Below are 18,639 nucleotides of genomic sequence, written 5' to 3' on the forward strand. Positions count from 1 at the left end.
AATCTTTAGGCTTAGGATAAATCATGCAGCAAAAGCAAGTATTTCAACGCGTCATGAAAATTTTGGGTAGCGTGTTTATTGTCTCGTTTGTGTATTTAATTGTCGCTGATCGTCGAGCTCCTTTTACGACAGAGGGACGTGTTTATGGTCAAGTTGTGCAAGTCGCGCCTGAAGTGACTAGCAGGGTCACAGAAGTCCTCGTCAAAAACAACGAAGCGGTAGACAAGGACGATATCTTGTTTGTTCTTGACCCTGGTAAATATGTTATAGCACTAGAGCAAGCTGAACTCGCATTGAAAGCAGCTCAAGAGCAGGAAAGATCTCTATACGCTCAAAAGAAGATGGCGATGGCCAGTATCTCCAGAGCTGAAGCAGGCTACGAAAACGCGCGTGCAGATTACCAACGAGTTGCTGAGCTTGCTAAGAGCCAAGCCGTATCAAAGTCGAATTTGGATAATGTGTTCAAGCAGTATCAAGTGGCAAGTTCAGTTCTTGAAATTGAGCAACATCATCTTGGTACTTTAGTTGCGCGCTTAGGAGAGCCGGGTATACCAACAACAGATGTCTTGTTAGCTGAAAACCGTGTAAGACAAGCAAAGCTTGATTTGACTAATACGACGGTACGTTCACAAAGTGCGGGGGTAGTGACTAACTTGCGTTTAGAAGTTGGCGCAATGGCGAACGCGAATATGCCGCTGATTACCTTAATCTCTGACGGTTCTATGTGGGTCGCTGCAGACTTCAGAGAAAAGTCAGTCGCTCACGTACAAGAACGTTATCGAGCGCTGGTTACGTTTGATGCTCATCCCGGGAAGATCTTTGACTACAGCGTAGCGAGTCGAGACTTAGGTGTCGCTTCTGGACACCAAAATCCAAATGGTACATTGACTCAGATTGAAGGGAACAACCGTTGGGTACGAGATGCACAGCGCACTCGAATTAACCTACAAAGCGATGATGCACTGCCAAGCCCGTTATTCGTAGGTTCGCGCGCAACGCTTGCTTTATATTCAAACGACAACCGTTTTTGGCGATTCGTAGCAAAAACGCGTATCCGTTTGATTAGTTGGTTTCATTTCATCTATTAGGCGGTTGCGATGAAGACACTTCGAATATGGTTTGGTTGTTCTTTTGGTCTGGCTGTTAGTATGGCCATGGGTTGGGAGCTGGGTTTCTTGGCAATTTTGCTGCCTCTTTTTGTCCTTAGTATCAGCGATAGCTTGAACTTGCCATTGTTACTGATCATTTTCGTCAGTGCTATTTGGTCAATCATTCAGGCCAATGTGTTGTGGGGAGTCTTAGGTAGCTATCCCCTTATTTTACTGACTGCTGTGGCCGTGATGTTCTTGTTTAAATGTATCGCCATGACAAAAAAGCAGACCTTTGTCGTCGGTTATATGGGCTTAATTGTCGTCTCTATATTACTGCATCTAAGTAGCTATGACTTTATCGATGTCGAGCAGATCTCTATTACCATTGGGGTTTATTGCTTATTGAATATTGTTATCTGTTCAATAGCGTATTGGCTCTTTCCTGATCCGATTTGTGATGAGCAATATCAGCAACGGCAAGAGGTACATCAACAGCAGCAAGATCAACCCGCTGATAATCTGAAAGGTGAGGTAGAACTCCCTATTCAGTATGACATCACGCAAATTATGGTGATTTGGGTTGTCGTGATGCTATCTTTTATTGTTTTCCAAGTGGTCGATCTGTATGACTCATCAGCGGCTTACGCATCAATATTGGTGATTTTAGCTCCTTTAACTTGTACTGGCGCGGTCGATATGGCCAAAGTGAGAGTGATTGGCACTGCCGCAGGATGTGCTGCAGGCTTAGTGGTGCAGTTAACATTAGGGCAATGGTACGCAAATGCATTTTTATACTGGCTTTTATTCACGATTGCGATGGGACCATTTTGTTATTGGCACACACAAGGCAAGCTCAAGTCGGCCTTAGCATCTTCTGCGATGGCTTCATTAACGGTGCCGTTGACAACCGTGCTTATTCCCGGTGAACAAGATGCCTTTTTCTCGATTTTATATCGATTTAGCTCTATTTTTATCGCAGTAGTGATCAGCGCTCTATTTATCTTATTGATGCAGAAAATACTCGAGTATAAGGTGGTAAATCGTGCTGTATAAGCCGCCTGAAAGAGACACAGCATTGATGACACCAAAACCTGCGTTGTTCATTATCGTAATATTCGTGTTGTTGGTATCGGGTTGCGCCTATACACCTGAACGTAACGTCTTATTAAATTCTGAGCAGTTAAACCCCTTAGACACGCCGGGTTTGAGGTTTTGGGATGAGTCCGTTATCTCGACTGATAATTACGACTTTAGTCACGCTATAGAATCTCTTGTTGAGCACAGTAACAAGTCCGGGCAGGTAAACCATCTTGCGCTGTCAGGGGGTGGGTTTAATGGGGCTTTCTCCGCGGGCGTTTTGAACGCATGGAGTGAAAGTGGAACTCGACCCGAATTTGATGTTGTTACAGGGGTATCAACGGGTGCGATTGTGTCGATATTTGCATTTTTAGGCAGTGAATACGATCAAAAACTGAAGGGTTACTATACGCGAACGACAGCCGATGAAATGTTTAAACGTAACTCAATTTTTCAGTTACCTTTTCGAAATTCAATGGTGGATGTTAGTGGTTTTGAATTCAAAGTCCGTGATGCTGTCGACGCTATAATGGTCAATCAACTTGCTGTTGAGAGAAGCAAAGGGCGGATATTACTTATCGCGACAACAAGCTTAGACAATGAAAAAATGGCGATTTGGGACGTTGGAAAAATTGCCCAGATCGGAACGCCTCAAGCCCAGCAGTTGATACAAGATATCATTATTGCGAGCAGTGCCGTTCCTGGGCTATTCCCTGCCACTCGAATTACATTGCCATATCGAGGGGGAACGGTCGACGAATTGCATGTGGATGGAGGTGTTTCAAGGCAGGTCTTTCTTATTCCACAGGGTTTCCAAAAAACCTTTGTTCCCAAAAATATAGAAAAGAACATTTACGTTATACGTAATGGTTTTCTTAAACCTGAGTTTGAAGAGATAGAGAATGGCTTAACATCAGTTTCTTATCGTGCGTTATCAATATTGATTCGTCGTCAAAGTATCGGTGATATAGAGCATATTTATAACTACAGTGAGCGTAACCAAATTGGTTTTAATCTTGCCTATATCGATGATGATTTTTCGAAGGATGATCTAAGTTCATTTAGTTTAGAGTATGTGCAGAAATTGTATGACTATGGGTATCAAAAAACGCTAGATAGTGACTTATGGCGTAGAAACTTACCGGATCCAGGTTGAGTTATATTTGAATACCTCCATGCTTTTGAGGGGGCATGGCAGTAAATTCACTTTCTTGGTTCATTAGACTCTGAGGTCGCAATAGCCAGGGGTAGAAATAGTGGTGCTATTGGTTAACTTGCGGTTTATGCCAGTTCGACTTCCTTGACTGAGGCTGGAGATAAAAATTCGTACAACTCACCGTAAGGAATAGGACGAGAGAAGTAATAGCCTTGCATTAAGTCACATCCACATGCCTTTAGAATCGCGAAGTGCTCGTTCGATTCTACGCCTTCAGCCAATACCACCATGCCGAAATTTTTACCTATCGCGATGATGTTTTGAACCATGGTAAGAGACTGTTGATCGACTGCAATGTTCTCAATAAAGCTCTTATCAATTTTAAGTTCATCGATAGGGAGTGCTTTCAACATGCTTAGTGATGAATAGCCTGTACCGAAGTCATCTAAAGATATTTTAATATTCTTTTCGTGTAAGGCCTCGAAAATAGGTTTTACTATGTCTACGTCTTCAATGAACAGGCTTTCAGTGATCTCTAATGTTAGACAACTTGCGGAGAGCTGATACCTCTCCAGCGTTGTAAATAAATGCTCAGAGAAAGATCGGTGAGAAAACTGTCGAACAGATATGTTGATCGAAAGCCCGATTTTTTGTTCCGTCGTTCGGTGCAAATGGGCGATCTGCATAATGCTGGACTCAATAATAAAAGTGCCGAGCTTTTGCATTAAGCCAGTGTTTTCAGCCACAGGTATAAAGACATCTGGTGGAACGAAACCCAGCTCGTCATCAATCCAGCGAACGAGTGCTTCTACACCGTGAATACTTTCATCAGCACGGACCAGTGGTTGGAAAACCATGAACAGAGTTTGTTTCTCGATCGCGATACGTAGCCTCTGTTCTACTTTCATTTTGTAGAGGTGGGCGTCTTGCATCTCCGTTGTAAAAATACTGTACGAGTTTTGCTGCTGCTTCGCTTTGTACATGGAAATGTCGGCAGAGCGTAACAGGCTATCTAAATCTTTTCCGTGTTCAGGAAAACGCGCTACGCCGATGCTGCAACCTAACAAGAACTGCGCACTTTCGACTTCATAAGGTTGAGACAGCACTTCAATAATTCGCTTGGCGAGTCGTTTAATTTCTACTTCATTCGATAAAGGCGTTAAGAATAAAAACTCATCACTGGATTCGCGCACCAATAGGCTGACTCGAGAGCGGAATCTCATCAAACGTAAAGCGATTTGCTTGAGCACCTTGTCACCGAAGTCGTGCCCGTGGGTATCGTTGACGCATTTAAAGTTATCGATATCGATAAACAATAGTGAGAACGGCTCTGACTCATCTTCAATCCATTTACCAATGTTTCTACGCATGTATAAACGGTTGGGTAGAGAGGTTAACGGGTCATGATTCGCTTGGTAGATGAGTTGGCTTCGAGTGCGTTGTTCGTTCTTGGCAATCGATTTTACTAAAAAGTAGAAACCAAATTGAAGAAAAATAAAGGCAACAAAAAGAATGCCAAACTCTTTTACGAATATGCCATCGACGTGCGATAGGTCTGTACGGCCGACCACCCAAAGCTTGTAGTCTGGAATGTATTTAGCGCTAACGAGCGAGTGATATGTGTCGTCACTGATACTGAAAGAGTACGTGTCTTTACCTGTTTTTGCTTCTTTGACACTGACATTCACTTGTTCTAAAAAATTTTTGGTAATGCGCTTCATCAGGTCGTGAGCAACAGGTTTCAAATAGGCGTCAAGAGATTCGATGTCGCTAGAAAAGAACTGACGATAGTTGTCTGTTCTAAGCAAGGTTAACGTGTTGTAGCTACCTGCGTGTGCGTTGCTTTCAAATACGATCGTACTGTCCAAACGCAAACCCGCAGTCATGACTGCATCGACGTGCTTGCCATCGATTGAAATCGACTTTCTTAGCGGAATTACTAGGCTGTTAAGTGAGTCCTGGAAATAGGTACGTCCCAACACCATTTTTTCGCTAGACATGGCCTCGAGAAATGAATCTCTGGTGTATGAGTCGTTAAGCAAATTATGCTGATCGGATAGCTGTAGGTTCGAGCTAATTGCAAGGTAATCACCTTCAGGATTAAGTAACCCAAATGCGGCTATCGCGGGGTGAGTATCAAGTAGCTTATCTAATATTGGTCGAATCTGGATAGAAGCCGTGCGAGTAAAGTCAGATTGTTGGGCTAACTGGTGCCCAACAACTTCAAGTAGTGCTTCTTGGCTGGTCATCAGCGAGCTAACAGAGCTAGAAAAAAGTTCTACCTGAATGTGCTGTTGCTCCGTGAAATCGTCTCTGTTTGCTTGCCACTTGCTTACGCCCAACACAGCGAAAAGTATCAGGGTAAGCAGTACGATCAGAACATACAGCGACCAGATATTTTTCTTAAATAGAGCCATGAGATGCCTTTTGTTAATTACTACTTAAACAGAGAGCAAGTGACAAACGAGTGGATTGTCAGCGTGATTCATGCAACGAAGGATACAAATATCAATAATGAAAGTATTAATGATTAAATAGTGTAACGACTACGAGCAGAGATTCTTGAGCGAAATATTAGTATTCAGAATTTTGATGACGAATAACCCATGGTTAATCACAGTTTATAGTTAGCAAACAGTCGTCGTTTATAGCAGTAACGCTAATCGAGCTCTGGCTTCAAGCGGAGGTAGCCGTTAGCTACAGAGTAAAAAGCTTACTCCATGAGGTTTTATTCTCACGGTGAATAAGCTTCTTATGAACACGATGCACGCTATGTCAGTAAGATTAACAGTAGCACTGAGTGAAGTTGAATTACTTTTCAGTTACGGCGATAGGTAGCTTCTCGTTAGCGCCCCACTCAGTCCATGAGCCATCGTAAACGCCCATTTCACCTGTATAGCCAGCGAGTTTAGCGGCCAATAATATGATGCAGGCTGTTACTCCAGAGCCACAGCTAAAGAGCATAGGTTGAGAAGGGGCGATCTCTATGGTGGAAAATATCTCAATTAACTCTTGTTGAGTTCTTAATTTGCCATCATTTAATACCTGAGCGAACGGTAAGCAAACTGAGTTTGGAATGTGGCCACTGCGTAAACCTTCACGTGGTTCAGGAACTTCTGAATCGAAGCGAGCTTGAGAACGCGCATCTACAATGTTTGCGCTCTTGTCAGTTGAGTAACTTTCAATCTGATGAGCACTGACAAAATAGTTGTCTTGAATATTGCCTTCAAAGTTGCCCGTTTTCACTTCGGTTCGATAGTCAGTCTCTGTCGCGTAACCGGCTTCGATCCACGCTGGTAAACCACCATCTAAGATGTATACGTTGTTGTGTCCCATTGCCATAAACATCCACCACGCACGGGGCGAAGCGAAGGTTCCGGCGTTATCGTAAACCACAATCGTACTGTCTTGATTGATGCCAATTTCTTGTGCACGTATGTTGAAGTGTTTTTCTGTCGGGAACATGTGAGGAAGCAGAGTGTGCTTATTACAAAAGTCTTTGTCGTAATCAAAACGAATCGCACCAGGAATCATTTGTCCTTTGATCTTTTCTGACTCACTTGGAATCTGAAATTCGATACTGGCGTCGAGGAGGATGATGTTGTCTTTTTCTAGCAAACGTTGTTGAAGTTGTTCTGGTGAGATGAGTGGCTGATTCATTATTGTTATATCCATTCTTGTTATTTTAGCGATTACTGTTGCTTTTGCGAATACAGTTGTTGCGTCGATTACTACTGTGCAGCTCGACAGTGGATGAACTGATAACTGCTTTGTCCGGTTATTTGATTGTTTAATGTATCAAGCGCGACCACAGAATCAATAGGGCAGTCTGTGGTTGGAGTAATAGAGACGCGAAATACGTCATTATCTTTTGTCTGAACCGTAAGATAACGCCTGTGTCCATCTAAGGACTGAGTGAGCGTGTTCGAAATCACTTTGGCTTGAATGCGTTGTCCCGTCTCAGATGTTAGCGGGAAATAGGTAAGGGCCAATAGCACCCCCACACCACACATCAATATAAATAGACCTATTTTAAACTGTTTCATGAGAGTAAGTCTTTGAAGGTTATATTGAAAAATATAAGTGAGATTGGCGGAAAAGTGAATGTAATCAATCAGAAAGTTTGAGTGGCTATCCATTCTTATACGATCAAAAAGTGAGCATCGCTGCTCACTTTGGATTGATACAGAATCAGTTTTGCACCTGTTGACTACCAAACTGTCTCCGCCGATTACCAAACGATCTGGGAGTCACTGCTTGATACCACTTGTTGTAATGGCGGTTGACCATCATAAAACCAAATTTCGACCAACAGTGAGTCGTGATTGACTGGAGCCGTAAAGTTAGACGCAAAGACTCCGTTGTTTAATGAACCTGCAATCACTTTACTTGAGTAGTCTGGTTTTAAGGTAGAGTCATCTCGTGTGCTGAAACGGCTATAAACGGTCACAAAAGAACGGTCTGTCGAAATGCTGCTGATGTCGATGTCGAGATCAAATTGTTCAACAGAGCTGTAGTCAAACCCGTCAGGTACTACCAAATCACTCATCGTATAGCTTTGCGCAGCTACCGCACTTGTGGCGGGAGACGGCGAAGGCGTTGCTGTTACCGGAGTCGAAGGGGTTGCAGGTGTCGAGGGGGTAGATGGCGATGGAGTAGATGCACTTCCGCCTCCACCGCCGCCGCCCCCACAACCGGCTAGTACTAATGGAGCTGCAGCTAAAATAACGGCTAGTGACTTCTTCATGTTCCAAGTGCTTTGTACAGACATACGTTTTTCCTCAGAGAGATTGCGACTTGAATCAACGCAATGATTGTCTCGATATTGTTTAGTGTGAATAGTCATAACGTCTCTCCTTATGGTTCGTAACGTTGGTTGTCTGCAGGTGATTGGTACCATGTTTGGTTCGTGTCACCGCCGGATTCTGCGAATTCTTTAAACTCTGGGTAAGCGGTCACAATATCGACGTACTCTAGAGGCCACTCCCATTCGTCATCCGAAGTTACTATGAGAGCCCAAGGGTGATTTTCTGCTGTTTTAAAGTATTTACCTGTTGATGGATTACTGTCATCGACGCCTAATCCAGCCTCAAAGAGATTAGCCGTATCAAAGGCTTCTGTTGGTGCTTGGTCTGGCAAGTGAACTTCCCAACTGCGCCCTGGGTGCAGAGGTAGATTTTCACCGTGATAGTAACCCGGTGTTGCAAAGATGAACGGGTCGTAAGGCATGTCTGTCCATGTGTCGGTACTGATACCTGAGTCAGACAAGCTGATACCGATTTGGAAAGAGAACTGCTCGCTTTCTTTACATGAGTTACTGGTTCGGTAGAAAGTACATGACGTGTCTATTTTCGAAGTTAAGTCCTCGGCGGCAACAAATATCGCCTCACTACGTCCTTCCTCCATGTCCAAGTCAGTAAAGACACCATTGTGTTTCATGTAAGAATTACCGCTGTCTACCGAGTTTGGAGCAAGGTTTGGTAAACGAACGGCGAAACCATTTCTATAGGTTGCACCAACAGCAGCTAGGCGACCGTCGATGGTGGATTTCACCACTTTTCCGTCTTTTAGGATTTCTGTGATTCGATACATAAGCACGGCATCATTCATGTCGTAGTCGGCTTTATAAGGCCAGTTATCTTCATACGCCAAGGTTGCGTAACCAGAAGCACTTGGGAAGTAACGGGCTGTAGCGCCGTCGTTAAGAACATCAACTTGAATATCAACTACCTCGCCAGAGGTTGAACCACCAAAGTAGTTCAGGTTGGTTTGTTGGCTGAATCTGAAGCGAGCCCAAGTAGTCCCCGTTAGTGCGTTGATATCGACATTTAGGAACAGATCGTTTTCACCAGCATCGAGCGCGTAATCTGTAAACACTTGCTCGTTGGCACCATCGAAGCTGCCATCTTGGTTCCAGTCGATCCAAGCTGAAAGGTAACCGGTTGTTGAAGCTTCAATCACAACTCTTGAATCAAGTCCGGCTTCAAGCGCGGTAACAAAACCGATACCCCCGTTTGCCCATTCATCATCCACTCCAACGGTTTCGTCTGATTGTGGTGTGACATAACCATCCAAATCCGCATCTGGAGGTGTTGTACCTAACCATGTGATGCCATCAAGTTCATGTCGAGGGCCATTACTTGCTAGAAGAGTCAGGTAGCTATCTGGCGCGTCACCGAAGTCGATATTTGAATCTTCATCAACAACTGGGGCATTAGCACAGCGAGCACCATCGTTTTGGCCAGAAGCTGGGCCATTCGATACAAACTCAACGGCAGGAACAATCCCAGCTGCGATGTTGGCCGCGTTGTCTGGAGATAAGTTGATACGGTATATTTTACCGTCTTGATTTCGAGATACGTAGTAGTAGCCGTTTACATCGAAATAACCTGCGCCGAATGTGCCAGTTTCTCCAGTATCACCGATGTAGGTTTCTGCACCAGTTGTAGGATTGAAGCTGTACAAACCACCAGAGTTATTGTCGATACCATATAAAGAGCCATCACTTGGGTGGAAGGCAAAATCAGTCAATCTTACAGTTGCTGGGCTTCCTGCGATTTTGTTGACCGTAACAGTTGCATTAGGATCTGAATCGAGAGGGGATAGATCAACAGTGAACAGCCCCTTACCGGTGCGGTAGAGGTAGTAAACATGGTCGTAGACATCGCCTACATAGAAGGTATGGTCGGTTGGTAAGCCGCTAGCGTTAATCACTTCGGCTTGGAAATCCTGGCCAAGGCGCACTAAGCGTTTGTTGGTTGTGTCATAGCCATAGATATATCTGTCTTGAAAGTCGAAACCGACACCATTGATATTGGCATTCATACCCGTATCGTCTTCTAACAGAGTGGTTGAGCCGGTCACTAGGTTAACGCCCCAAACTTGCACTGGGGTCGATTGAAAGAGGTAAGCCTTACTCGGGCATGTATCGAAGGGCGCTGCGTTGGCGACCAATGGCGCGCTTAATAGCAAACTTAACGTTGTAATTCTCATATTTACATCCTTGTCATGGAAGGTCTAAATACTTGTACAAGTTACGTGCCAATTTTAAGTTGTTGATTTTTATTGTTTATATTTTATGATCTTGGGGTTTTTATTGTATTCTCAAAATGAGAACTCAAATGAAACTAATCTCTCATAAAGTCTTTCAAATTGATAAAGCGATTTGAGAAGCTGATGTTGGGACCTAAAAAAGCCCTGACATATAGTCAAGGCTTAGGTTTTCGATAATAGGGGATATGATTTAGTTTATCCACACACTGAACAATTAGGCATCTTCATTAAATTCATTTCGCGCCAACTGTGCGACATGGCATCAAGAATCAAAAGCTTGCCTTGCTTTGGTTGTCCAAACTTGGCAATAACCTTGATAGCTTCCAAAGCCTGAGCTGCGCCTACCATGCCAACAACAGGCGCCATCACACCTGCTTCAACACAGCTTAGAGCAGCGTTGCCAAATAGGGCACTTAAGCACTGGTAGCATGGTGCTTCAGCATCTTGATAAGTGAATACACTGATCTGACCTTCCATGCGAATCGCTGCACCTGATACGAGTGGCGTTTTAGAGGCGTAACACAAGCGGTTGAGTTGATTGCGCGTTTCAACGTTGTCACTGGCATCAAGAACAAGCGAGTGTGTTTCAATCAACTTGCCAAGTGCTTGATCATCAAGCCTGTGATCAACAGTTTCAATCGTCAGGTGAGGGTTCAGTGCCTGTAACGATTCAGCGGCTGAATCCACCTTCTTTTTACCAATATCAGCATCGCTGTGAAGCACTTGTCGCTGTAAATTTGAAAGTTCGACAACATCATCGTCGATCAGTGTCAGCTTGCCAATACCGGCAGTCGCTAGGTATTGAGCAGAGGCACAACCCAAGCCGCCGGCACCCAGTACCAAGATTGAGCTCTGTTTCAGTGCTTCTTGGCCTTCAAAATCAAACTGTTTAAGAATGATTTGACGGTTGTAGCGAAGCATCTCAGCATCGGACAGTATTTCCATCATCAAGCCTCGTTAGTAAAGCGTCGAGTTAAACAGTTGAATCTGAACCTTTTCACCGACTTCAACACGGCCACGTTCACGCTCTAGGACCACAAAGCAGTTTGCTAAGCTCATTGAGCGGAAAGCGCCTGAACTTTGGTTACCTGTTGTTTCTACTACAAACTGACCGTTTTCAATCGAGTAGATACCACGTTGGTAATCAGTACGGCCTGGGCCTTTTTTGAATGCAGACTTGGTAATAGCAGGGATCGATTCTGGTGCTGTCCATGCGGTGTGGCCAGCCAGTTTAGCCAGCATAGGTTGAACCAAAACATACATGGTCATCATTGCCGACACTGGGTTACCCGGTAAGCCACAGAACCACGCGTTATCTAATTCACCGAATGCGAACGGTTTGCCCGGTTTGATTGCCAGTTTCCAGAAGCCGATTTGGCCGATTTCTTCCAAAATGTCTTTGGTGTAATCCGCCTCACCAACACTCACGCCACCAGAAGTCACAACCACGTCTGCTATTTGCTGTGCTTTTTCGAAGGTTTCTTTAAGCGTCGCAGGACAATCTGGGATGATACCCAAGTCGATAGCTTCACAACCAAAGGCTTCGATTAATGGTTTAATACCGTAACGGTTACTGTCGTAGATCTGACCGTCTTCAAGAGGTTGACCTAATGGCTTTAGCTCATCGCCAGTAGAGAAGAACGCGACTTTAGGCTTATGTAACACTGTCACGTGGCTCACACCCAATGAAGCAATCATTGGAATGTCACGAGGTGTTAAACGCTCACCGCGACTAAGAACGATATCGCCTTGTTTGATGTCGTCACCAGTAGGGCGAATGTTATTGTTCAGCTTTATGTTGTCTTGTTGAATCTCAATACCAGCCTCAGTTTCGGCCGTATTTTCTTGCATGATGACGGCGTCACAACCTTCAGGGATCTTTGCGCCAGTCATAATGCGAATACAGGTATTGCTTGGCCATTTACCTTCGAACGGTTGGCCTGCAAAAGATTTGCCTGCTAATGGTAGTACTTTACCGTTTTCTAGATCTGCTAAGCGCAATGCATAGCCATCCATTGCTGAGTTATCAAAAGGAGGTACGAAAATAGGGGAAAGAATATCTTCAGCAAGGACATAACCTAATGCTTCAGCAAGAGGTAGAGATAAAGTCGTTTGGATTGGTTTAATTGGTGATAGCAGCTTATCTAGTGCTTCTTCAATTGGCATTAAGCCCGGAGCGTCGCAACAGCCCATAATTGAAATCCTTTGGTCGTTATTATTTTGATTTAGTGGTTGGCAATGGTGGTTTAATAATTATCAAATCACGGTTGTTCGCCAACGAAATTGCAGCCACTTTAGCATAGTTTAAGCCCCGTAAATAATGACCTCCCTTAAAATATGGGTGTATTTATTCAAAATTCCGAGTATCCTTGTTTGCCATCCAGAAGGGGCAATAAAAGAGGAAGTTGAATGTCAGGTCTTAGCGAATCAGCGAAGTTGGTTAAAGATGCGCTAGCAAGCCGCGGATTAGAGACACCAATGCGTCCTAACCAGGTTAGCCGAGAAGAGAAAAAGGAACGAATCGAACACCATATGCGTGAGATTCTAACTCTCCTTGAACTTGATCTTGCAGATGACAGTCTGGAAGAAACACCACAACGTATTGCGAAAATGTATGTGGATGAGATTTTCTCTGGTTTGGATTACGCCAATTTCCCTAAAATCACCGTGATCGAAAACAAGATGGGTGTTCGTGAGATGGTACGAGTAAAAGACATTACCGTAACCAGCACATGCGAGCATCACTTAGTCACCATTGATGGTAAAACCGCAGTGGCTTACATTCCGCAAGGTAAGATCATTGGTCTTTCGAAGATAAACCGAATTGTTCGTTTCTTTGCTCAACGTCCTCAAGTTCAAGAGCGCATGACGCAGCAAATCCTTGTTGCATTACAAACGCTACTAGAAACCGATGACGTTGCTGTAACTATGGATGCTGTTCACTACTGCGTGAAATCGCGTGGGGTGATGGACGCAACCAGTGAAACGACAACAACAGCACTGGGCGGTATTTTTAGATCAAACCCAGCAACGCGCCATGAGTTCTTACACGGCCTGCGTTAGAACTAAACCGATTAAGATTAAAAAAACGGAGCATTATGCTCCGTTTTTATTGTTTGCTTCATAAGCCTACAGATTGACTATTTTCTTAAACTCTTCCTTTGAGTATTTCTTCTCTGTGCTTTTAGTCAAATCTGTAATCATTTTGTATCTAAGCTCAGTTGCCATATCCAATGTACGCATAAGCTGTCCGTATGAGTAGTCGGCAGCCATGTTCAGAGCCGCTTGTTTATCTACTTTATACATGTCTGTTAACGTTTTATCTAAGTGTGCGACCTGCTTGTATAGTTGAGTTTCTTCTTTGTCCCAAGTTGCTTTTAGTACTGGTAAATACTTGTCTGGATTTGCAGAAGCGAGGGCGGTTAAGCTACGGAACTGCCAATAAGCAGAGTCATCGCTGTAGTTATCATCGCCTACTTGGTACGCTTTGGGGTAATCTTGTAGGGTTGAGTATAACGGCACTAAAACAGATTCTGGTAACACGCCGAAGCTTTGCCAAATAATACCTTGAAGCTCTTCTGGCATCTCAGGGCGAAGCTGAATAATATGCGACTCTAGTTGACGCTCAACTCTAATTGGTCGTTTCGATTTTCCTTCCAAAACCGTGTCTTGATAAGTCGCGCTAAGTACTTCTGCCACATCTTCAACTGAGATTTTTGTATCTGGCTTCATAAACAAAGGGTATTGCGTCATGCGACTTTGTTGATGCAGCGAAGGTGTAAGCATTTTTTGGCCTAACCATTCACGATCGATATTATACTCATCACCAAGAACCCCGAATGCTTTAGCAAAATTGAAAGATTTTTTATCTGGGTTATCAAGCAGTTTGTGCTGTTCTACAAACTCGAATATATCTTTTGAATGCAGTACCTCTTTGTTTGCCAAGTTCACATCATGTACACGTAAGCCATTTGCAATCATGGCGTAACTGTCATCAGGCACTTTTACAGCAATCCAGTGGTGACCTGAACCAATTTCAAATAACCACGCCTCATTGGTGTCTGCAATATAGAGACTGTTACCTTCGCCAGCACCGTAGGTTTCGATGTAATGACCGAGTAATTCTACGGCTTGTTTTGCGTTTTCTGCCTGAGGAAGGATTAGCGTAGGTATAATGGCTTCGATTACGCCATTATCGATTAAAGGATCTACTTTGGCGACTTTGTCGTTTATTTCTGCGCTGGTTGTTGCTGAAATGGCAACGTTGTGTTCATTAATCCCACGTTCTTCATAGAACTTTCCATCGCGATTAACGGTATCCGCATCCCAGTCTGGTATCGCTGAGTAAGCAAAGAAGTGCTTTGGCATCGGAACAACTAACCCGTTACCTAACTGCCAGTCACCTTCTTGGTTATCTTGCGCAGGTCGATACTTTAGGTATTTGTTCCAGTTGTTAATGCCAAAATCTTCATTACGAGCAATCATAATGCTACCGTCGCTCGAGGCTCCTTTACCAACAATAAGCCCAGTACAAGCTATCGCATTACTGCTTAGAGCGACAGTTACTGCAGTTGCAAGAAAGGATACAGACCATATTTTCATTTTAATTCTCCGCTTATAAAACAAGATAATTTAAAGTTAACGTTAGTTGTATTTGCAGGTTTTTTATTATCATTTTATAAAAGTCAGTGTACTTATCATCATAGGAAAAAATGCTTCCGCTCGTCACATAAATGATCATTTCCATTTGAGAATAATTATCTGAAAAATATGCACTTTTTGAATAAATTGATAAGTTATATTTGTAAAATAACCTTGCCACGTACGTAGCTTTAACTCGTCGTTTTATGGGAAGTATCATTATCACAACAAAACTTTGTTCGTTTCTAAAGTATGGTTTTTGGATTGCAATCGGATAAGCAACGATGCTGAAGCGCAGGATCTTGTGGGGGTTTTTTTTTGTTTGTGATGAAGTAAACTGCAATGACTGCGTGTGAGGGTTCAGCGTGTATTATATCGACAGCTTTTTAGAGAAAAACGCTGCTGATCTTGCAGAATGAGAGACTCGTTAACTTTTGTCATTCCCTAAAGCGAGGAACGAGCGTAATAGGGAATCTGCATTTTCGATGTGGGTTGGTTGGAACGGAAATTAGATGCGCTCTACAGAATCTATAAAGCGCAAATTTGGGTACAGCCGCTGGTGGAATGCTTAAGTAAGATTAAACAAACGCTTAAAGTGGTGAACAAAACCGGACGGCTTATTCTCAGCTTGATAGAGGTTCAAACCATCATAAAAACTGGCCATAAACTCTACGCGAATCTCATCATCACTGCTTCTCGATATGCGAGACAACAGCGTAGCGGCTACAGCAGCATGATCATTGGCAAGGCTGTAATCCATTCCTAGTCGTCCTTGAATGAACAACCACAAATGCGTCACTAATTTTAACTGCTGGGCGTTAGAGTTTTGAAACTTGTCGCTGTACTCAGTGCCCACTGTATTATCGAATACATTTTGCATCGCCTCATTCGCTTCTTTATTGCTTTCAAAGCGATAGCTTGCATCGATATGTACCTTGGTTAACAGACCAAGCAACGTCTGACGTGCAGAGTTGTCTGGCTTGTTCTCGCAAGCGTGCTTAAACAGAGCATGGTTGTCATCAATAAATGACTTTAACTCTTTTTCATAGCCCGTCGTCAGCGCTTTGACTGAATCGAGACCTGCGAGCTGCAAACATGCTTCGAGCTTAGTTTGGCGCTGAGGTTCAGTCTGTGTTTGGATCTCAGTCATTACTCTGTAGCTCTTCCCACGTTACTTCTGCAGATTGAGTGTCGCTGTTTACGAACGCAGAGTTACCCGACAGCATCACTGAAAGATCCATCGTACGTTGTGTCATCGCCGCTAGCTGCTCAATACCATCGTTGTCTAGACGAACGATCTGAGCTTTCAGGTAACCGAATTTACCTTTGTTCTGTTCCCACCAAACATTCGATTTAGTGTTGAAGCTGAACACGCTCACAGACTTAGATAAGCGAGTCGCTTTCTTAACGCGTTCTGGATCGGGTTCGCCAACATCAATCCACTCTAAGATTTGGTCATCTAACGACTTCTGCCATAAATCGGGTTCTTCAATGCTAGACAACCCTTTAGTGAACTCAAGTTCAGGAGATGCATTGATACAGAAAGCAATAATACGAGCCATCATGCGCTGTTCTGTTTCAGAAGGGTGTTGTGCAACCGTTAGATTAAAAGAGTCGTAATAGTCGCGATTCATATCGGTTAAAGAGATACGAAACTTATAGATTGTCGGTTTAAGAGCCATTGATAGGGTGTCTTAGGTAGAAATAGTGAGGGGGAATATTACCTTAAATCTCTGAATAGCGGGTAAAAAAATAGCCAGCAGAGGCTGGCTATTTTTAGAAAGCTTTAAAATACTAAATTAAAGTACTTTGATGCTGTCAGCTTGTGGGCCTTTTTGACCTTGAGATACAGTGAACTCAACTTGTTGGCCTTCAGCAAGAGTTTTGAAACCGTCGCCTGTGATTGCAGAGAAGTGTGCGAATACGTCTGGGCCGTTTTCTTGCTCGATGAAGCCGAAGCCTTTAGTTTCGTTGAACCATTTTACTTTACCAGTAACTGTGTTAGACATGATGATATCCTAAAATTAAATTTTTATTTTGAGCCAATTGTGGCACTGATAGCGCGGAAAAGTTTATTGCTATTGCGTACAACACAACGGGGTTACTAGTAATCCAACGAAATGTTTATATACAAAGAACTTTCTTTCTAGCCGAGATGAAGTCTAAATCAAATCAGGGGATAGTCAATCGAATCCATAGTGAAAGGTTGCAGAAACTTGGGGGTAGTCAAACTTTGCATTCCTTAAATATCATGGAGTTACAGTTGTATGGTGATTTGTTGTCGTTTTTGTGAAAATGGTGGTCGAAATTGATGACAAATTTGGAGTGAATGCACTGTTTTGGTACGTTAATTTTTTCAAATTTTGAAGTTGCTAGTTGGAGCTTAGCCCCACTTTTAACGGCTTATATTTATAACTGTCGTTGTAAAGAAAATGTCTTTACTTGAACGAGAACTAGACTACTTTTTCAAGCGGTACAGGTTGCCATTATCGGTACTGAAAAAGATGTCGCCGCTTGGTGAAGTTTCGATGTCTCTTATCCTTTCGCCTAAGTCTTCTAAAATACGCTCTTCCTTGATTGCCTCACCTTGTTCATTGACTGTCACAATATTAATGTGAGTAAGCTTAAGAGCGCCAGCCAGCAGCTTTCCTTTTAACTCTGGGTATTTATCGCCTTGGTAAACAATCAAGCTCCCCGGAGCGATTGAAGGAACGTAGACTTTTTTAGGCGCTTCAATACCATCTTTGGTTTTAGACTCGCCAACGCTAATTGGGCCCCAATACTCTTTTCCGTGCGATGTGACTGGCCATCCATAGTTGGCGCCTACTTTTATTAGGTTGATTTCATCACCACCGCGCGGGCCGTGTTCAATCGACCAAAGCTTTTGAGTCGGGGCATCATAGAACAACCCTTGTGGATTACGATGTCCATAGCTCCAAATCTCATTGAGTACCTTGTTGTTGTCAGTGAATGGGTTATCGCTTGGCGTGCTTCCATCGGCATTTAATCGCAATATTGAGCCAGCATGAGTCATGGTGTCTTGGCCGTTGTCCCTGTCACCACGATCGCCGATTGAAAAATACAGGTGGCTCTCATCAAAGGTGATACGGCTACCAAAGTGACGCCCTGTGTCCGTTCTGGATTTCGACACAAACACGTCTGTCCAATTAGTGATTTCATTATTACTGTAATTAGCAGAAGCCAGTGTCGTTACACCTTCACCATCGACCTCTTTACTATAAGTGACGTAGAACCTTCCGCTTTCAAAAGGAGAGAGTGCGATATCCAATAATCCACCTTGGCCTTTCGCCCAAACATTGGGCAGCCTGAACAGTGTGTTTTGATCACCGGTCTTTAAATCAATGTGTTTAATGACGCCTGATTTTTCTGTTACTAGCATGGAGTTGTCGTTGATATAAGCCAACCCCCAAGGGATCACGAGTCCGTCGGTGATCTTCTCTGCCTGCCATGCAAAGGCTGACGTTGTAGGAGCAAGGGCAAGCAGCGCCAAAGCACATGAAAAAATACGGTGATGAGTGTTCATTGAAGTCCCTTGATTATGAGCATCTAGTGTTAGTCTAGCGCTTGTCGTGGGCAGGCGGAAAGCTGAGGTTGCTGAAA

General features: G+C 43.5%; 16 protein-coding genes. 4 read left to right on the top strand and 12 right to left on the bottom strand.

From position 1 onward, the window contains the following. The first annotated feature begins 23 nt into the window (after positions 1 to 23). From AC3CIA_RS21585 to AC3CIA_RS21595, 3 genes are read left to right on the top strand one after another with little or no spacing between them, the layout of a single operon-like run. Complete coding sequence (locus AC3CIA_RS21585) at positions 24 to 1,088, top strand: HlyD family secretion protein (protein ID WP_488519031.1); 1,065 nt, start codon at positions 24 to 26, stop codon at positions 1,086 to 1,088. A 9-nt stretch (positions 1,089 to 1,097) separates the two neighbouring features. Next, entirely contained in the window at positions 1,098 to 2,144 is a 1,047-nt protein-coding gene (locus AC3CIA_RS21590; protein WP_488519032.1) for a DUF2955 domain-containing protein, read from the top strand. Further along, the gene (locus AC3CIA_RS21595) at positions 2,134 to 3,324 is read left to right on the top strand and encodes a patatin-like phospholipase family protein (RefSeq protein ID WP_488519033.1); all 1,191 of its coding nucleotides are present in this window, start codon (positions 2,134 to 2,136) and stop codon (positions 3,322 to 3,324) included. Before AC3CIA_RS21590 ends, AC3CIA_RS21595 begins: the two co-directional genes overlap by 11 nt. Before the next feature lie 125 nt (positions 3,325 to 3,449). Here AC3CIA_RS21595 and AC3CIA_RS21600 read toward each other — a convergent pair whose 3' ends face one another. From AC3CIA_RS21600 to moeA, 7 genes are all read right to left on the bottom strand, one after another. After that, complete coding sequence (locus AC3CIA_RS21600; protein ID WP_237298232.1) at positions 3,450 to 5,741, bottom strand: putative bifunctional diguanylate cyclase/phosphodiesterase; 2,292 nt, start codon at positions 5,739 to 5,741, stop codon at positions 3,450 to 3,452. 394 nt (positions 5,742 to 6,135) lie between these two features. Then, complete coding sequence (locus AC3CIA_RS21605; protein ID WP_488519034.1) at positions 6,136 to 6,984, bottom strand: sulfurtransferase; 849 nt, start codon at positions 6,982 to 6,984, stop codon at positions 6,136 to 6,138. Positions 6,985 to 7,055: 71 nt separating this feature from the next. Beyond that, positions 7,056 to 7,370 (bottom strand): hypothetical protein, encoded by a 315-nt coding sequence (locus AC3CIA_RS21610; protein WP_428783844.1) that lies wholly within the window; start codon positions 7,368 to 7,370, stop codon positions 7,056 to 7,058. A 185-nt stretch (positions 7,371 to 7,555) separates the two neighbouring features. Beyond that, positions 7,556 to 8,170 carry a hypothetical protein gene (locus AC3CIA_RS21615; protein WP_488519035.1) on the bottom strand — a complete coding sequence of 205 codons (615 nt, stop codon included), beginning with the start codon at positions 8,168 to 8,170 and terminating at the stop codon, positions 7,556 to 7,558. An 11-nt stretch (positions 8,171 to 8,181) separates the two neighbouring features. Then, the gene (locus AC3CIA_RS21620; protein ID WP_488519036.1) at positions 8,182 to 10,317 is read right to left on the bottom strand and encodes an LruC domain-containing protein; all 2,136 of its coding nucleotides are present in this window, start codon (positions 10,315 to 10,317) and stop codon (positions 8,182 to 8,184) included. Positions 10,318 to 10,572: 255 nt separating this feature from the next. Next, positions 10,573 to 11,322 carry a molybdopterin-synthase adenylyltransferase MoeB gene (gene moeB / locus AC3CIA_RS21625; protein WP_488519653.1) on the bottom strand — a complete coding sequence of 250 codons (750 nt, stop codon included), beginning with the start codon at positions 11,320 to 11,322 and terminating at the stop codon, positions 10,573 to 10,575. A gap of 12 nt (positions 11,323 to 11,334) precedes the next feature. Continuing rightward, entirely contained in the window at positions 11,335 to 12,570 is a 1,236-nt protein-coding gene (gene moeA / locus AC3CIA_RS21630) for a molybdopterin molybdotransferase MoeA (protein ID WP_488519037.1), read from the bottom strand. A gap of 216 nt (positions 12,571 to 12,786) precedes the next feature. Here moeA and folE point away from each other — a divergent pair, with 216 nt between their 5' ends. Continuing rightward, positions 12,787 to 13,440 (top strand): GTP cyclohydrolase I FolE, encoded by a 654-nt coding sequence (folE, locus tag AC3CIA_RS21635; protein ID WP_004731548.1) that lies wholly within the window; start codon positions 12,787 to 12,789, stop codon positions 13,438 to 13,440. A gap of 66 nt (positions 13,441 to 13,506) precedes the next feature. Here folE and AC3CIA_RS21640 read toward each other — a convergent pair whose 3' ends face one another. From AC3CIA_RS21640 to AC3CIA_RS21660, 5 genes are all read right to left on the bottom strand, one after another. Next, on the bottom strand, positions 13,507 to 14,979 hold the full coding sequence (locus tag AC3CIA_RS21640; RefSeq protein ID WP_488519038.1) for a C69 family dipeptidase: 1,473 nt from the start codon (positions 14,977 to 14,979) through the stop codon (positions 13,507 to 13,509). A gap of 607 nt (positions 14,980 to 15,586) precedes the next feature. Continuing rightward, on the bottom strand, positions 15,587 to 16,168 hold the full coding sequence (locus AC3CIA_RS21645) for a hypothetical protein (RefSeq protein WP_065207122.1): 582 nt from the start codon (positions 16,166 to 16,168) through the stop codon (positions 15,587 to 15,589). Beyond that, complete coding sequence (locus AC3CIA_RS21650) at positions 16,161 to 16,700, bottom strand: YaeQ family protein (RefSeq protein WP_004731545.1); 540 nt, start codon at positions 16,698 to 16,700, stop codon at positions 16,161 to 16,163. The genes AC3CIA_RS21645 and AC3CIA_RS21650 overlap by 8 nt, the downstream gene beginning before the upstream one ends. A gap of 117 nt (positions 16,701 to 16,817) precedes the next feature. Further along, positions 16,818 to 17,027 carry a cold-shock protein gene (locus tag AC3CIA_RS21655; RefSeq protein ID WP_004731543.1) on the bottom strand — a complete coding sequence of 70 codons (210 nt, stop codon included), beginning with the start codon at positions 17,025 to 17,027 and terminating at the stop codon, positions 16,818 to 16,820. A gap of 449 nt (positions 17,028 to 17,476) precedes the next feature. After that, positions 17,477 to 18,562 (bottom strand): PQQ-dependent sugar dehydrogenase, encoded by a 1,086-nt coding sequence (locus AC3CIA_RS21660; RefSeq protein WP_488519039.1) that lies wholly within the window; start codon positions 18,560 to 18,562, stop codon positions 17,477 to 17,479. Positions 18,563 to 18,639: the final 77 nt, after the last annotated feature.

This window comes from Vibrio sp. QJM3NY_27, from assembly GCF_057785955.1.

Bases quoted from the DNA above. Each gene is read 5' to 3' on its own strand.
- AC3CIA_RS21590 (WP_488519032.1), top strand. From the start codon at position 1,098: ATGAAGACACTTCGAATATGGTTTGGTTGTTCTTTTGGTCTGGCTGTT.
- AC3CIA_RS21640 (WP_488519038.1), bottom strand. From the start codon at position 14,979: ATGAAAATATGGTCTGTATCCTTTCTTGCAACTGCAGTAACTGTCGCT.
- AC3CIA_RS21600 (WP_237298232.1), bottom strand. From the start codon at position 5,741: ATGGCTCTATTTAAGAAAAATATCTGGTCGCTGTATGTTCTGATCGTA.
- AC3CIA_RS21655 (WP_004731543.1), bottom strand. From the start codon at position 17,027: ATGTCTAACACAGTTACTGGTAAAGTAAAATGGTTCAACGAAACTAAA.
- AC3CIA_RS21650 (WP_004731545.1), bottom strand. From the start codon at position 16,700: ATGGCTCTTAAACCGACAATCTATAAGTTTCGTATCTCTTTAACCGAT.
- AC3CIA_RS21645 (WP_065207122.1), bottom strand. From the start codon at position 16,168: ATGACTGAGATCCAAACACAGACTGAACCTCAGCGCCAAACTAAGCTC.
- AC3CIA_RS21610 (WP_428783844.1), bottom strand. From the start codon at position 7,370: ATGAAACAGTTTAAAATAGGTCTATTTATATTGATGTGTGGTGTGGGG.
- AC3CIA_RS21615 (WP_488519035.1), bottom strand. From the start codon at position 8,170: ATGACTATTCACACTAAACAATATCGAGACAATCATTGCGTTGATTCA.
- moeB (WP_488519653.1), bottom strand. From the start codon at position 11,322: ATGGAAATACTGTCCGATGCTGAGATGCTTCGCTACAACCGTCAAATC.
- AC3CIA_RS21660 (WP_488519039.1), bottom strand. From the start codon at position 18,562: ATGAACACTCATCACCGTATTTTTTCATGTGCTTTGGCGCTGCTTGCC.
- AC3CIA_RS21585 (WP_488519031.1), top strand. From the start codon at position 24: ATGCAGCAAAAGCAAGTATTTCAACGCGTCATGAAAATTTTGGGTAGC.
- AC3CIA_RS21605 (WP_488519034.1), bottom strand. From the start codon at position 6,984: ATGAATCAGCCACTCATCTCACCAGAACAACTTCAACAACGTTTGCTA.
- moeA (WP_488519037.1), bottom strand. From the start codon at position 12,570: ATGGGCTGTTGCGACGCTCCGGGCTTAATGCCAATTGAAGAAGCACTA.
- folE (WP_004731548.1), top strand. From the start codon at position 12,787: ATGTCAGGTCTTAGCGAATCAGCGAAGTTGGTTAAAGATGCGCTAGCA.
- AC3CIA_RS21620 (WP_488519036.1), bottom strand. From the start codon at position 10,317: ATGAGAATTACAACGTTAAGTTTGCTATTAAGCGCGCCATTGGTCGCC.